9 protein-coding genes and 1 pseudogene are annotated in these 16,942 nt (G+C 43.0%); all 10 read left to right on the forward strand.

The features are described 5' to 3' along the window. Positions 1-1,253: tetratricopeptide repeat protein (locus HZA10_00730; GenBank protein ID MBI5194828.1), on the forward strand; the 1,253-nt coding region annotated here is incomplete at its 5' end. Between the two features lie 15 nt (positions 1,254-1,268). After that, positions 1,269-3,263 (forward strand): tetratricopeptide repeat protein, encoded by a 1,995-nt coding sequence (locus HZA10_00735; protein MBI5194829.1) that lies wholly within the window; start codon positions 1,269-1,271, stop codon positions 3,261-3,263. A 145-nt stretch (positions 3,264-3,408) separates the two neighbouring features. Then, positions 3,409-4,611 (forward strand): argininosuccinate synthase, encoded by a 1,203-nt coding sequence (locus HZA10_00740; protein MBI5194830.1) that lies wholly within the window; start codon positions 3,409-3,411, stop codon positions 4,609-4,611. 71 nt (positions 4,612-4,682) lie between these two features. Continuing rightward, positions 4,683-5,801, forward strand: coding sequence for a DNA-protecting protein DprA (dprA, locus tag HZA10_00745; GenBank protein ID MBI5194831.1), 1,119 nt, complete (start codon positions 4,683-4,685; stop codon positions 5,799-5,801). Between the two features lie 36 nt (positions 5,802-5,837). Continuing rightward, complete coding sequence (gene topA / locus HZA10_00750; protein MBI5194832.1) at positions 5,838-8,135, forward strand: type I DNA topoisomerase; 2,298 nt, start codon at positions 5,838-5,840, stop codon at positions 8,133-8,135. 150 nt (positions 8,136-8,285) lie between these two features. Then, positions 8,286-11,523 (forward strand): annotated as a pseudogene (locus HZA10_00755) (helicase). Between the two features lie 2 nt (positions 11,524-11,525). After that, positions 11,526-12,353: a Bro-N domain-containing protein gene (locus tag HZA10_00760; protein ID MBI5194833.1), complete on the forward strand. Its 828-nt coding sequence runs from the start codon at positions 11,526-11,528 to the stop codon at positions 12,351-12,353. A gap of 1 nt (position 12,354) precedes the next feature. Next, positions 12,355-15,831: an Eco57I restriction-modification methylase domain-containing protein gene (locus HZA10_00765; protein ID MBI5194834.1), complete on the forward strand. Its 3,477-nt coding sequence runs from the start codon at positions 12,355-12,357 to the stop codon at positions 15,829-15,831. After that, positions 15,815-16,414 (forward strand): hypothetical protein, encoded by a 600-nt coding sequence (locus HZA10_00770; protein MBI5194835.1) that lies wholly within the window; start codon positions 15,815-15,817, stop codon positions 16,412-16,414. The genes HZA10_00765 and HZA10_00770 overlap by 17 nt, the downstream gene beginning before the upstream one ends. A gap of 201 nt (positions 16,415-16,615) precedes the next feature. Further along, complete coding sequence (locus tag HZA10_00775; GenBank protein MBI5194836.1) at positions 16,616-16,939, forward strand: DUF4258 domain-containing protein; 324 nt, start codon at positions 16,616-16,618, stop codon at positions 16,937-16,939. Positions 16,940-16,942: the final 3 nt, after the last annotated feature.

Consider the following 16,942-nt stretch of genomic DNA (forward strand, 5'->3'; position numbering starts at 1 on the left):
ACTTAAGGCTCTTGTTTTTACCAATAAACCAGAACCTTGATTATGACTATCCGGTATATCATTCATTTTTTGAGCCGAATGTATTTTTATCGTTTATGTTTTTATTGTTTGTTTTTGGGCTCGGGGTTTATCTGTTTTATTGTTCAAAAACCAAACAACAAACCCCGGATACGCAGGCTGAAGCCCCGTATCAAGTACGGGGCAGGCTCTGCGGCTACGCTGAACGCCTTACTCCTCACGTTTTACGTCTTACACCTTACCTCTTACGCCTCACCGCCTTCGGCCTTTTCTGGTTTTTTATAACCCTCTCTATTGAATCATCTATTATTCCTCTAAAAGATGTAATATTTGAACACAGGCTGTATCTGCCAAGCATAGGGTTAATAATCGCCTTTGTCAGCGTCGCCTTTTATTTCATTCCTTATCTTTCATCCCTCATTTTTCAACCTTCAACCTTCAACCCTCAACCTTCATCTTCCCCCTCTCATCACTCCTCCCGTCTTTCCCTTACTACTTGCTACTTGCTACTTACTACTGCTGTTATTGTGTTCTCCATCGCCGCTTATGAACGAAATACTATATGGAAAAGTGACATAAGTTTATGGGAAGATGTTGTAAGGAAGAGTCCAAATAAAGAGGGCGGGTATCTCAATCTGGGCTTGGCTTATCTATCACAAGGCTTAACAGACAAAGCTATAAAATGTTTTTTATTTGCCTCTCAATTAAAACCGGAATTCCCTGATTCTTACATTAACCTTGGTCTTAGTTATTACACTCAAGGCGCTTTTGCTAAAGCCATAGAATACTATCAGACTGCATTAAGACTAAATCCGGAATCTCCGCATATAATACATAATAATATTGGGACTGCTTATGATTCTATGGGTTTAATAAGCAACTCAATTGAACACTATGAGATTGCATTAAAACTAAACCCTGATTTCGCAGAGCCTTATATTAATCTCGGCATTATTTATCACTCTCAAGGACTGATAGATAAAGCCATAGAATCCTATCAGATTGCGCTAAAATTAAATCCTGATTCTTCAGAAGCACATTACAATATGGGTATTTCATACAGTTTAAAAGGTTTAACTGATAATGCAATAAAGCACCTTGAAAATTCTTTAACTCTAAAACCTGATTTTGCAAAAGCACATTATTATTTAGGGGTTGAATACCGCAAAAAAGGTCTCATTGATAAAGCTGAAGAGCATTTTCGCATAGCTGACAAGCTAGGATATACAAATTAAAAAATGAGGGAAAGAATGCAATCAGATTCACAAGCGGTTAACATTAAGACAGCATTTCCGTTTAACCCAATCTTTCATCTCATACTGATTGCTGTTATCGGTCTGCTTGCTTACTCCAATACCCTTAATGCTCCATTTTATTTTGATGACGCATTCAACATTGTAGAAAATCCTATTATCAAAGACCTTCAATATTTTGCAGAACCTTCAAAGGCAAAAGAATTTCCCTTGTACAACACTTTTAAAAACCGCTTTATAGGCTATCTCGCTTTTGCACTAAATTATAGACTGCACGGTCTTGATGTCACAGGTTATCATATCGTCAACCTCTCAATCCATATCATAAACGCACTGCTTGTGTACTGGCTTGTGCTGCTGACATTCTTTAGAGTGGCAAAGGGACAAAGGGACAAAGTGGCAGAGGGGCAGGATTCACTGTCAACGGTTAACGGTCAACAGTCAATAAACTTAATTGCCCTTTTCTCCGCCCTTATCTTTATCTCTCATCCTATTCAGACGCAGGCAGTCACTTACATTGTCCAGAGGTTTACATCCCTTGCAACAATGTTTTATCTCCTAAGTCTGGTGATGTATGTGAAATTCAGAACTCAGAACATAGAGCACAGAACACAGAACACAGACAAAAGGCAAAAAATCTTTAGTCTGTCATCTGTGTTCTGGTATCTGGGCTCTGTCCTTTCTGCTGTCCTTGCCATGAAAACTAAGGAAATTGCCTTCACCCTCCCTATAATCATTGTCCTTTATGAATTTGTTTTTTTCTCTCCAAATTCGCAGGCTAAAGCCTGCGGCTACGCCTCACGCCTCACACTTTACGCCTTACGTTTTCTCTATCTTATCCCTTTTCTCCTCACCCTGCTCATCATCCCATTAGGCATTATTGACTTCAGTAAAAGCACTGAAGATTTGATTGAAAGTATTAGTGAAACAACAAAAGTCCAAGTTGTTACCATATCAAGGTGGGAATACTTTTTTACACAGTCAAGGGTAATCGTCACTTATATAAGACTACTATTTTCCCCTTTGAACCAAAACCTTGACTATGACTATCCAATATATAACTCATTTCTAAATCCAAACGTGTTCCTGTCGTTTCTGCTTTTATTGTCTATTCTCGGACTTGCCGTTTATCTATTTTATTATTCAAAAAATCCCCTCTATGAGCCGTTGGCTCCGAGTCATAGGCCTCTATCCCTGCCTACCGGACAGGCAGGCCCCTTTGACAAAGGGGGAATAAAAGGGGGTCGTTCACCGTTCACCGTTCACTGTTCACTGTTCACTGTTCACTATTTACGCCTCACCGCCTTCGGCCTTTTCTGGTTCTTCATAACCCTGTCTGTTGAATCAAGCTTTATACCGATTGTGGATGTAATTTTTGAGCATAGAGTTTATCTGCCAAGCATAGGGTTAATAATTGCCTTTGTCTCAGCCGTTTTTTATTTTAGTCCTTATCTTTCATCCTTCAACCTTCAACCTTCATCCTTTCTTTCTCATCACGCATCACGCATTACGGTCTTACTGCTTGCTGCTGTAGTTCTTTCCCTTTCCATCGCCGCTTATCAGAGAAATGCCGTATGGCAGGATAAGGTAAAGTTATGGGAGGATGTGATAAGAAAAAGCCCTGGGAAAGCAAGAGGATATTTTCAACTCGGGGTGGCTTACTTTGATAAAAACGATCTAACCGCAGCTACTAAATACTTTGAAATATCAAAACAAAGTTTTTTTATGATTGAGTCTCATGCTTATCTTGGCAATATTTATGCACTCATGGGACAGTATAACAAAGCAATTAATAATTTTACAATTGCTATAGATAAATACGATTACGCAGTATGGAAGGACAAGACAAACAACGCATACCTTTATTATAATCGCGGGCAAGCTTATTACGAGTCAGGGGCGATTAATAACGCAAAGGAAGACTTCACCATTGCCTGCCAGAAAGGTTTTGATAGAGGCTGTTATAAGTTAAGCGGGTTAACCGTAAAATGACTGTTCCTATTAAAATATCTCCTATCCTCCAAATGACAACAAGAGGGGCGGGGAAAATATAAAATCCTTCCTTGTTAAATTTCCCCGCATTTTACATTTTTAGAACCTTTGTGATATGTTTATAAAATTCAGGGAGAAAACAAATATGAAGATTAATAAAATTGTTTTGGCTTATTCGGGCGGACTTGATACATCAGTTGCAATAAAGTGGCTTAAGGAGACTTACGGGTGCGAGGTTATTGCATTCTGCGCAGACTTAGGGCAGGAAGAGGAATTAAAAACAGTAAAAAGCAAGGCTCTTAAGACCGGCGCCTCAAAGGCTTATGTGGTTGACTTGAAGGAGGAGTTTGCAAAAAACTACATATTCCCCATGCTCCGGGCAGGCGCGGTTTATGAGGGAGCATATCTTCTGGGCACTTCAATCGCAAGGCCTCTTATAGCCAAAGCGCAAATTGAAATAGCAAAAAAGGAAAATGCCGATGCAGTTGCGCACGGTGCAACGGGCAAGGGTAATGATCAGGCGCGCTTTGAGCTTACTTACTATGCGCTTAAACCTGATATAAAAGTCATAGCTCCATGGAGGGAATGGTCGTTTAATTCAAGGGGGTCGCTGATAAATTATGCAAAGGCGCACTATATCCCCGTAACTGCCACCAAGGCAAAACCTTACAGCACTGACCGGAATCTTTTTCATATAAGTTATGAGGGCGGGATTTTAGAAGACCCGTGGGCAGAGCCGCCTGAAGACATGTTTACCCTGACTGCATCGCCTGAAAAGGCGCTGTTAAAGCCTGTGTATCTGGAGATCGGATACAAGGACGGCGACCCGGTATCGCTAAATGGAAAAAGGCTTTCCCCTGCATCCCTGCTTAAAGCCCTTAATTCAATTGCAGGAAGACACGGAATCGGCAGGCTTGATATTGTTGAAAACAGATTTGTAGGCATAAAATCACGCGGGGTTTATGAAACTCCGGGCGGGACCGTACTTCATACGGCACACAGGGCAATTGAGTCCATAACAATGGACCGGGAGGTAATGCACCTAAGAGATTCACTGATGCCGAAATATGCGGAGCTTATATATTACGGCTACTGGTTTTCGCCGGAGAGAGAGGCGCTTCAGAATTTTATTGATAAATCACAAAAGGGAGTTACAGGCGCCGTAAGGCTCAAACTCTACAAGGGGAACTGCACGGTAACCGGAAGAAAATCTCCGGTGTCTTTATACAAGCCTCAGCTTGCCACATTTGAGGCTGAACGGGTTTACAACCAGAAAGACGCAGAGGGCTTTATAAAGCTTAATGCGTTAAGGCTCAAAACAAGAAAATTTCAAAAAGGAAAAATCTGAAAGACTGTTATTAGTTATTGGTTATTAGTTATACGATTAACAATTAACAAATAACGAATAACATTTTTGTTATGTCTGACCTTAAATACTGGCTTGCCCTCAATCTGTTGCCTGACATAGGCCCTTTTTATGCAAGGCGGCTTTTGTCTGCCTTTGGAAGCCCTGAGAATATTTTTCAGATGCCGGCTGGCGAGCTGAGAAAAATTGAAGGCATAGGCGAAAATAGGGCAAAAAGCATTGCCGGCTTCAGGCAGTGGGATGTTGTTGACAAAGAGATTAGTTACGCAAAAAAAAATAATGTAAAAATACTCCCCTTTAAAGACCCTCTGTATCCTGAGCGGCTGAGGCAGATACCAGACGCTCCGCTTTTGCTGTATGTTAAAGGCGATCTTAGAGATGACGATAAGTACGCCATGGCAATAGTCGGCTCAAGGACTCCGACAGACTACGGGCTTCAGGTTGCCGAGAGGATAAGTTATAAACTTGCTGCATACGGGCTGACTGTTGTAAGCGGAATGGCAAGAGGCATAGACGGCGCATCGCACAAAGGGGCGCTGATGGCAGGCGGCAGGACGCTTGCAGTGCTCGGCTCAGGCATTGATGTGCCTTATCCCCTTGAAAACAAGGGGCTGATGAGGGCGCTCATGCCGTCCGGCGCTCTTATAAGCGAATTCCCGCTTGGGACTAAGCCCAATACAGGGAATTTTCCAAAGCGAAACCGCATAATAAGCGGGCTGTCTTTGGGCGTGCTTGTCATTGAGGCAGGTGTTGACAGCGGCTCTCTGATTACTGTAGGGTATGCCCTTGAGCAGGGCAGAGAAGTCTTTGCCGTGCCCGGAAATATAACATCAAAGACTTCTAAGGGGACCAACGACCTTATAAAAAAGGGCGCCAAGCTCGTTGAGAACGCCGATGAAATCATTAATGAACTGGCGCCTCAGATTAAAGGCATTCTTAAAGAAACGCAGACAGAAGAAAGACAGCAGAATATTTCCGCTCCGGCGCCGCATATGACTGAGGCTGAAAAAAAAGTTTATAATATTCTGTGCAAGGGGCCAAAGCATATAGACGCAATCACAAGAGAAGTTAATATCCCTGCGTCAGAGGCATTGTCTACACTGTTAAGCCTTGAACTTAAAGGCGCTGTAAGACAGATGGATGGAAAAAATTTTCTTGCCGCTAATTGCTGACAGACATCATAATCAAACAGAGGAGGAGCATCACAGGTGAAATCACTTTTAATTGTTGAGTCGCCTGCAAAGGCAAAGACCCTTAACAAATTTCTTGGCAGCGGTTTTTCTATTAAAGCATCAGTCGGTCATGTAAAAGACCTGCCTGCCAAAGAATTAGGCGTAGATGTTAAAAAAGACTTTAAGCCTACATATGTGGTTATCGGCGGCAAGGAAAAGGTTTTAAAAGAGCTGAAAAAGGCGGCAAAAGAATCAGACAGGGTCTTTCTTGCGCCTGACCCTGACAGGGAGGGCGAGGCTATTGCATGGCATATAGCAGAGGAGTTAAACGGGGATTCAGGCAAGGTTTTCAGGGTTACCTTTAATGAAATAACTGAAAAGGCAGTGACAGAGGCCATCAAGCATCCACGGAGGATTGATCTTAATCTCGTTGATGCACAGCAGGCAAGAAGGGTTCTTGACAGGCTCGTCGGCTACAAACTTTCCCCGCTTTTATGGCGCAAAGTAAGGCGGGGGCTGAGCGCAGGCAGGGTTCAGTCAGTCGCCTTAAGGCTTGTCGTTGACAGGGAACGCGAGATAACCGCATTTACCTCCGTGGAATACTGGAGCATAACGGCAACACTTGAAGGCAAGGAACCGCCTTTTTTCCATGCGAAACTATTTCAGATAAACGGGCAGAAAGCTGACATTAAAAATGAGCAGGAAGCAAACGGTATTCTCCAAACACTAAGCGGCAGACCGTTTACAGTAAGGACGATTGAGAAAAAGGGCAAAAAACGCACGCCTCCTCCTCCATTTATCACAAGCACGCTTCAGCAGGAGGCGGCAAGAAAGCTTCGCTTCCCGGCAAAAAAGACAATGTTTATTGCTCAGCAGCTTTACGAAGGGATTGAGCTTGGAGAAGAGGGTTCGGTTGGTCTTATAACATATATGAGGACAGACTCGGTAAGAGTCGCGGCAGAGGCACAGCAGGAGGCAAAGGCTTACATAGGCAAGGCATTCGGCAGTAATTACGCCCCTGAAAAACCGCCTGTTTACAAAAGCAAGAAGACGGCGCAGGAGGCGCATGAGGCTATAAGACCTACATCAATCCTGCGGGCTCCGGAGGGGATAAAAAAACATCTGTCAAAAGATCATTTTAACCTTTACAGCCTTATCTGGAACCGTTTCCTTGCAAGCCAGATGATACCGGCGCTCCTTGAGCAGACTACCATTACTATTGATGCCGTTAACCCCCAATCCCTAAACCCTAATTCCCAATTTGAATTCCGCGCAACAGGCACCATTGTCAAGTTTCCGGGCTTCATGGCAGTTTATATTGAGGGTGCGGATGAAACCGCGGAAGAAGAAGAACTTCTACCTTCGCTTAACGAAGGCGATGCACTGAAGGTGCTGGAGATTTCCCCAAAACAGCATTTCACACAACCGCCGCCCAAATATACAGAGGCCACCCTTGTCAAAGACCTTGAGGCAAAGGGCATTGGAAGGCCGAGCACCTATGCCACAATACTTTCAACCATACAGGACAGGAAGTACGTGGAGAAATCCGAGGGCAGGTTTATGCCGACAGAACTCGGCATGGTCGTCAATGACCTGCTTGTGGACAAATTCCCTGAGCTTATGGACATCGGCTTCACCGCAAAAATGGAAAACAATCTTGACAAGATTGAAGAGGGGGATCTTAAATGGATTAAGGTTGTGCATGATTTTTATACGCCCTTTGACAAAGACATTACAGAGGCAATGCAGAGCACCGGCAGAGTAAAGCCTGCGGATATTCCAACTGATAAAACCTGTGAGAAGTGCGGCAAGCCCATGATTATCAAATGGGGCCGGCACGGAAGGTTTCTGGCATGTTCGGGCTATCCTGAATGTAAGACGACAATGCCGCTTGAAGGACAGACATCTGAAGGAGACGGGCAGAAGCCGGAAGCAGGAATGCCTGAGATTAATGAAAAATGCGCAAAGTGCGGCTCTCCGATGGTGCTTAAAACAGGGCGGTTCGGGAGATTCCTTGCGTGCAGTAAATATCCTGAATGTAAAACGGCAAAGCCCTTAAGCACGGGCATTAAATGCCCTGAGGACGGCGGAGATATTGTTGAAAGGAAAACAAAACGCGGTAAGTTGTTCTTTAGCTGCGGCAATTATCCAAAATGCAAGTTTGCAACATGGTACAGGCCTGTTGCAAAAAAATGCCCCAAATGCGGGGCAGGCATACTGATTGAGAAGCGGACCAAAAAAGAAGAGGTGCTGGCCTGCCTTAAAAAAGACTGCGGCCACAAAGAAGAACTTCAATCCGCCGGAGACGCTGACACCGAAGCAACAAAGACCTGAGACAACAAGATACGTGCGCGTACTGGTTTGTTATCTGCTCCCCGTCGGATCAGCCTCCTGGCCTCTGGCGGGGTTATTTTTTTATGAGGGAGAAACATATCCAATAGACATCCTCCTTGAAAAATCGGGCGATAATTGATACCTTACCCTATGCAGAGAACAAATCTTGACCTCACCTTTATAACCAACGAAGGCGGGCAGAGCCTTAAACAAAGGTTTGAGGTTCTTATCAAAGATACAAGGCTCTTTGACTGTCTTGTCGGTTATTTTTATACAAGCGGTTTCCATGCCATTTATAGGTCGTTAGAAAATACCGATAAAATCAGGATCCTTATCGGCATAAGCACAAACAGGCAGACCTATGATTTATTAAAAACTGCATCGCATGAAAACCAGCAAGCTCTTCAGTTCTCTCATTCGGAAACAAAGCAGGCGATTGAAGGTTTGGTGGAAAAAGAGATGGAGGATTCCGACGACAACCGGAAGGTGGAAGATGGCGTTGTAAAATTTATTGAATGGATTCGTGGCGGCAAATTGGAAATCAGGGCATACCCGTCACAAAATATACATGCCAAACTTTACATTATGACCTTTGCTGAAGGCGACAGGGACGCCGGCAGAGTTATAACAGGCTCAAGCAATTTTACTGAGGCTGGTTTAATAGATAATCTTGAATTTAATGTGGAACTCAAGAACCGCTCTGACTATGAATTTGCAAAAGATAAATTTGAACATCTCTGGAAAGATGCCGTTAATGTCAGTGAAAAATACATTGACACCATTGAAGGCAAAACATGGCTCAATCAAAATATTACTCCATATCAGCTATATCTGAAATGTCTCTATGAGTATTTCAAAGATGAGCTTAGCAGCTCTGCTGAGGTCTTTGCAAAATATCTCCCGCAGAATTTCAAAAGATTAGAGTATCAGGAGCAGGCGATACTTAACGCCAAAAAAATACTGGAGGAATATGGAGGCGTATTTATCTCCGATGTAGTAGGACTTGGCAAAACATATATCGCCGCGCTTCTTGCTGGACAGATAGACGGCAGGACCCTTGTAATTGCACCGCCTGTGCTTCTTGATAAAACAAACCCCGGCTCGTGGCCCAATGCCTTTTCCGATTTCAGAATACCGGCTGACTTTGAATCCATTGGCAAACTTCAAGACATACTGGATAAGGGAACGGACAAATATTCCAATATCATCATTGATGAGGCACACCGCTTTAGGACAGAAACAAACATCACCTATGAAATGCTTGCTGAGATATGCAGAAGCAAGCGTGTAATACTCGTTACCGCAACCCCGTACAACAACTCTCCTAAAGACATCCTGAGTCAGATTAAGCTCTTTCAGAAATCCAAAAAGAGCACTATCCCAAATCTGCCAGACCTTGAGGCATTTTTCGGAAGGCTTGAGAAGAAGCTTAAGGGACTTGACCGTCAGAAGGATTATCATGAATACATCAGGGTTGTAAAGGAGAATGCCCGTGAAATCCGGGATAAGGTGCTCAAATATCTGATGGTGCGGCGCACAAGAACAGAGATTACAAAATATTTTGCTGATGATCTTAAACATCAGAACCTTAAATTTCCAGAAGTTAAAAACCCTGAACCGCTATTTTATGAACTCAATGATATTGAAGATGAAATATTCAATAAGACGATAGAACTTATTGTGCAAAAGTTTAAATATTCACGCTATACTCCTTTGCTGCCTGAATATTACAAAGGAGTAACTGACCAACCCACCAGATTAGCACAGGAAAATATGGGCAAATTCATGAGGATCCTTCTTGTGAAGAGACTGGAAAGCAGCTTCTTTGCCTTTAAAAATTCAATCGACCGTTTCATTCATTCTTATGAGATGTTTATCAAGGAATTTAAAAAAGGGAATGTGTATGTGAGTAAAAAACATACTAACAAAATTTTTGAGTTATTAGAAAATGATGATGATCAGGCGATACAGCAATTAATTGATGAGAGGAAAGCCGACAAATACGATAGCAAGGAATTTACAGATGGGTTTATCAACGACCTGCAAAGCGATTCTGCAATTCTAAAACAGGTTAAGACCTTATGGCAGAAAGTTGATCGGGACCCAAAGCTGCTTACATTTCTGAATGCACTCTCCAAAAAACAAACCCTGAAACAAAACAAACTCATTATCTTTACCGAATCCAGGGAAACTGCCGAATATCTTACCAAAAATATAGAGAAGAGCTTTCCCGGCGAGAGTCTCTGTTTTTCAGGCGGCTCTGGGGAGGCTGTTCGCGACAAGGTGATTGAAAACTTTGACGCCAAAGCCCGGCATCCAAAAGATGATTACCGCATTTTGGTTTCAACCGAAGTCCTCTCTGAAGGCGTAAACCTGCATCGGTCCAATGTGGTAATTAATTATGACATACCATGGAACCCGACGCGTATGATGCAGAGGGTCGGACGCATCAATAGGATTGACACAGAATTTGACAAAATTTATACCTTTAACTTTTTCCCGACAAAGCAGTCCAATGATCAGATAAAGCTTGAAGAGGCGGCAGAAGCAAAAATAAGCGCATTTCTTACTCTGCTTGGTGGCGATGCGGCGCTCCTGACAGAAGGCGAACCAGTGGGATCTCACGAACTCTTCAACAGACTAATATCCAATAAAGCGATCATAGGCGATGATGGAGACGATACCTCGGAGCTTAAATACCTTAAAGTAATAAAGGACTTGAGGGACAAAGACCCCGACACCTTTGAAAAAATAAAGAAGCTTCCGAAAAAGGCGCGGTCAGCCAAAAATCCCCCCATCCCCCCTTTAGTAAAGGGGGGCGAGGGGGGATTTCAGGATTCTCTTATAACCTATTTCCGCCGTGGAAAACTGCAAAAGTTCTTCATGGCAGGTGATACTAAAAACGCACAGGAACTTGATTTCATCTCTGCCGCCGCAATCCTTGAAAGCGGGTTTGAAAACAAAAGGCTTAAACTGCCGGAGAGGTTTTACGAACTTCTTGATATGAATAAAGGGGCATTTGTTTTTGCCACTACAGATGGAATGCCGGAAGCACATGGCAGAGCCGGGAGGGACAGCGCAGGCCGGATACTTGGAATCCTCAAGGCAACAATGAAGAACACAAAGCAGTTAACCGATGAGCAGGAGCTTTATTCTTAAAAGGGTCTTCCTCCAGCTTGAAGAAGGCGGCATCCCCAAACAGACAGCCAAAGAGACGCTAAAGGCATTGGATGAGCTCAAAAAAGAAATAATGAACCCATTGAAAGTTCTGGCAGTTCTTCAAACGCAGATACCTGAGCGCTTTCTTTCAGGGCACTATGCAGAGCGCCATCCTCAATCCTTCAGCAAGAGAGAGGTAATATTATCAATGTATTTGATAGGAGGATAGATATGGAAGACACAAAAATAGCATTGTTTAAAGGCAGGAAAATCAGAAAGACACTCCATAATGATGAATGGTGGTTTGTTATTGTCGATGTCGTGGCAGCTTTAACTGACTCTTTACAGCCTGATGGATACCTTAAAGATATGCGGAGACGCGATCCGGAACTTTCAAAAGGGTGGGGGCAAATTGCCACCCCCCTTTTTATAAAGACTGAGGGCGGACAACAGAAAATTAACTGTGCCAATACCGAAGGGGTTTTCCGTATTATCCAGTCTATCCCTTCGCCCAAAGCAGAACCCTTCAAAAGATGGTTAGCAAAAGTCGGTTATGAACGAGTACAGGAAATAGAAAATCCTGAACTTGCCACCAAAAGAACAAGAATGCTGTATAAACTCAAGGGCTATCCAGACGACTGGATTGAAAAAAGGATGCGCGGAATAGCTATCAGAGAAGAGCTGACTGATGAATGGAAAGAGCGGGGAGCAAAAGAAGAGAAGGACTATGAAATTCTGACTGCTGAGATATCCAAAGCCACTTTTGGAGTAACGCCGGGTGAATATAAGAATCTCAAGGGTTTAAAGCGTGAAAACCTGCGGGATCACATGGATGATTTTGAACTGATCTTTAACATGCTTGGTGAAAAATCCACCACAGAGATTCACCGCACGGAAGATTCCCAAGGCATAAGTAAATTGAAATCAGATGCCAAAGCCGGAGGGGATATTGCCGGCAATGCCAGAAAACAGCTTGAGAAGAGACTCGGCAGATCTGTTGTTACTAAAACCAATTTCCTGCAACAGCCTTCAAAGACTAAGAAACTACCCAATAAATAACATGGATAAGCAACAGGCTCAGGATATTGTTAAAGAGACTTTTGAAAGTTCTTTTGATAAGGGCATGTTCACCGGCTTTATAAAAAATCTTCTGAACTCTATAGAAGACGCTCCATTTTCTTACAAAGGCAATCTCATACCTGACGCATATGAGCAATATATAAGCACTCTTGAGCGCATCGGAAAATATTCTGCCGGTGATCATAAGATTGACATCCTTGTTGTAAAGCTCAAGAAAAAAACATCCATTGAACGCGCCCGCACCATGCAGAGAAATTTTATCGCGTGGTACTTAAACGGCAGTCGCGGCGGCGAGATGAAAGACGCCGCCCTCGCAGCATTTGTGTCACCGAATGGAGAGGACTGGCGGTTCTCTCTGGTTAAGATGGACTACCGCTTTGAAGAAGGGAAAAACAGCAAGGTCAAAGTCAAAGAAGAATTTACCCCTGCACGCAGATGGTCTTTTCTGGTCGGCAAGAATGAAAATAGTCATACTGCACAAAGCAAGCTTTACCCGATTATTGCTGATGACGAGCACAAACCCACACTTGCAGAGCTTGAAGAAACATTTAATATTGAGAAAGTCACCAAAGAGTTCTTTGAAAAATACCGCGACCTTTTTCTGCGGACTAAAGAAACTCTGGATGAAGTTGTTTCTGGAGATAAAAAAATCAAGGCAGATTTTGAAGCCAAGGGCGTTAACACCGTTGACTTTGCAAAGAAACTTTTGGGGCAAATCGTATTTCTCTATTTCTTGCAGAAAAAGGGATGGTTTGGAGTCAAAAGGGATACTGAGTGGGGAACCGGCACTAAACATTTCTTGAGGGAACTATTTGAGGGCAGGCACGGCACATACACCAATTTCTTTAACGATATTTTAGAGCCTCTTTTTTACGAGGCGCTTCGCATTGACCGGAGCCATGATGATGGATATTACAGCCGCTTCAACTGCAAAATCCCTTTCTTAAACGGCGGACTCTTTGACCCCATAAACAATTATGACTGGGTGCACACCGATATCATTCTACCGAATGAACTTTTCTCTAATTCTTTCAAGACAAAAGAAGGTGATAAGGGCAATGGTATTTTGGACATCTTTGACCGTTACAATTTTACTGTCAAAGAGGACGAGCCGCTGGAAAAAGAAGTGGCTGTTGACCCTGAGATGTTAGGCAAAGTTTTTGAAAATCTGCTGGAAGTTAAAGACCGAAAATCCAAAGGCACCTACTACACACCGCGCGAAATTGTTCACTATATGTGCCGGCAGAGCCTTATCAGTTATCTGGCGACAGAACTATCTGATTGTCATTCCCCCTCATCTTCTTGTCATTCCTGCAAAGACGGGAATCCAGTCCCTTCCAGAGAAGACATTGAAACCCTCATCAAATACGGCGAGCAGGTGGGCGAGAATGAGGCAACTGTCGTCGCCAAGGGAAGAGAGACGGATACTTATTATCATAAACTGCCGGAAAGAATCCGTCAGAATGCCGTGCTCATTGACGAAAAGCTTGCCAATATCAAAGTCTGCGATCCGGCAATCGGCTCAGGGGCTTTCCCTGTGGGCATGATGAGCGAGATTGTAAAGACAAGGCAGATACTGAGCGCTTATTTATCACCCTCCCCTTCCTCCCCTCCTATCAAGGGAGGGGAAATAGATGGGTCCCCTCTCCCCCGGCGGGAGAGGGCAAGGGAGAGGGGGGCTGAAAGAACTCCCTACAATTTCAAACGCGAGTGCATAGAAAAATCACTCTACGGCGTGGACATCGATCCGGGCGCGGTAGAGATCGCCAAGCTCCGCCTGTGGCTGTCGCTGATGGTAGATGAGGAAGACATCAAGCAGATAAAGCCCTTGCCGAATCTGGATTATAAAATTGTCTGTGGCAATTCGCTGTTGGGTGTGAACCTGATGTTCCATCATCAGGCTTTGCTAAAGTTTGAAGACCTTAAAGGCAAATTCTTTGAAGAGACGAATCCGAAAAAGAAGACCGAATTTAAAAATGAGATTGATAACCTCATACGCGAGATCACAAATGATGACAAGCACTTTGATTTCAAGATTTATTTCAGTGAGATCTTTAACCCCTCTGTGTCCCCTCTTATTAAGGGGGGTGGTTTTGATATTGTCATAGCAAACCCGCCGTATGTGCGGCACGAAGCTATCAAAGATATGAAACCGGAGCTAAAAAAGCAATTTGGCGAGTTCTTCTGCGGTACGGCAGATATATATACCTATTTTTACCATCGGGGGCTGGATGTGCTCAAGTCCGATGGACATCTCTGCTTTATCGCGCCGAATAAGTTCATGCGTGCTGGATACGGCAAAAACACAAGGGCGCTGTTGGCTACCAAAGCAACGCCAAAAATTGTCATAGATTTTTGCGACTTGCCGATATTTGATGCGACTACTTATCCTTCGGTTTTACTCGTAGAAAAGCGAAAGCCGTCTGAACAAGACAAAACTTTCGCTGTAACATTTACAACAGAAGAACAACTTGCTCATATTGATGAAACCATTGGGATAATTGGTTTCGAGATGCCGATATTGGCGCTTAGGCCGGAAGGCTGGAATCTTGAACAACCTGAGGTCATAGCATTGATGGAGAAGCTACGCAAAGCCGGAATGCCGCTGGGCGAATATGTACATGGGAAATTTTATTATGGAATTAAGACTGGATTAAATGAAGCCTTCGTGATTGATTTAGATACGCGAAAGAGGCTGATAAAAGAAGATCCGAAATCAAATGAACTTATCAAGCCGTGGCTGAGAGGACGGGACATTAAAAAGTGGACGGCTGAATGGGCAGGGCTGTATCTTATTAATATCCAAAGCAGTTCTAATCATCACTGGCCCTGGTCAGATGAGAAGGCAGAATCCAAAGCAAAAAAAATCTTCAAGGAAACTTACCCATCAATTCATGACCATCTGACACAGTGGAAAGATAAATTACAGCAGAGAGACGATCAGGGGAAATTCTGGTGGGAGCTGCGGTCATGCGCTTATTATCAGGAATTCGAGCAGCCGAAGATAACCTGGGGTAATCTCGCTACTGAACCAAAGTTTGCTATTGATGAAGAGGCATGTTACGTGAGTGCACCCGCCGTTATAATTCCAACAAATGACGTCTACCTTTTAGCTGTTCTCAATTCACCGCTTTGCAAATGGTGGATCAGCATGCAAGCAGCAGTGCGTTCAGGCGGCTTTCTGGAATATAAACCAATGTATGTCGGAACAGTGCCAGTAGTTAAAACCACCGATAAACAAAAAGTTTCTATAGTCACCCTTGTCAACCAAATCCTCACCGCCAAAAAACAACCCCCTTCATCCCCCTTTTCTAAGGGGGAATTATCTAACGCCGACACCTCTCTGCCTGTGCGTTGCACGCAGACAGGCGCCCTCGAAAAACAAATCGACGAAATGGTCTACGCCCTCTACGGCCTTACGCCGGAAGAGATTGCGATTATTGAAGGACGAAAATGATATCTTTTACAAGGCAACCGCTATGGCCCAATATTTAATATTCCCAATTTTCACGATCCCGTTTTATTTGCATAGTCCGAAACAATTCCAGAATTTACGCAATAAGGAGGCTAAAAAAGTTGCAGCCTCTTTTAAACGCAGTAGTGGTAAGTATTACGGAAAAAATCCAAAAGAACTTGAAAGAATAGTTTTAAGGGCCATAGAAAATAAATATCCATCTCCGATGTATTACAATGATATAGCTGGATTTATAGCTATTAAGATAGAAAATCCTATAGAGTGTTATAGAGTTATAGCAGAAGTTTGGGGAATAAAGAACAGGCGATTTAAATCGAAGAAAATATTCCAGAACGTTTGGACGGAAAGAGAATTTATTGATAAGGAAATGCTTAATGACCCTGTTAAATTTAATCTTGAGTTTTTTGAAGCAGTAAAAAAATTAATTAATAAGATCAAAAAAAATTATTTGTGTCCTAAAAAGTTTTATTTTTCCATGAAAGATTCTTTTCTTAATTTCGACTTCCTTAAATCATGTAATGTCGCTGGGTTTCTTAATAATCTGGGAAAAGACTGGATATATTAGGGTGGATATATTTCAAGAGGAAAAAGGCACGGGCATATTAGCTGCCGGGTGGGATGCGGTATCGCAAAATGCAATGCTTCCAGAATATAATTTTTTCTGCCAACTCCTCAATAATATTGTATAATTACACAGTTAGTATAAAATTAAAAGCTGATAAAGACAGTTGGCGCTATAGAATCTGATTGACAGGGAGTTAACATTATGTTAACATTTAAACGAGGCAATGAAAGCAACAAGCCTTATGCAAAATCTCAAGCAACACAGCTAATCAAATCAATTGCGCGGAATGGCAGTGTAAGACCAACAAAGCATTCTAAACAAAGAATGCAGGAGCGGAATATCACGATGCAGGATGTTCTGTACGCATTCAGAAACGGCAGAGTTATTAATGAGCCTGAACTGGATATAAGAACAAACCGCTGGAAATACAACATCACCGGAAACGGGATAGACGCCAAAAACATAACGGTAACAACTGATATAAATGAAAAGGAGAATTTTATCCTCATTATTACCGTTTTTTAGAAA

Source organism: Nitrospirota bacterium (genome assembly GCA_016212185.1).
Classification (GTDB): domain Bacteria; phylum Nitrospirota; class Thermodesulfovibrionia; order UBA6902; family DSMQ01; genus JACRGX01.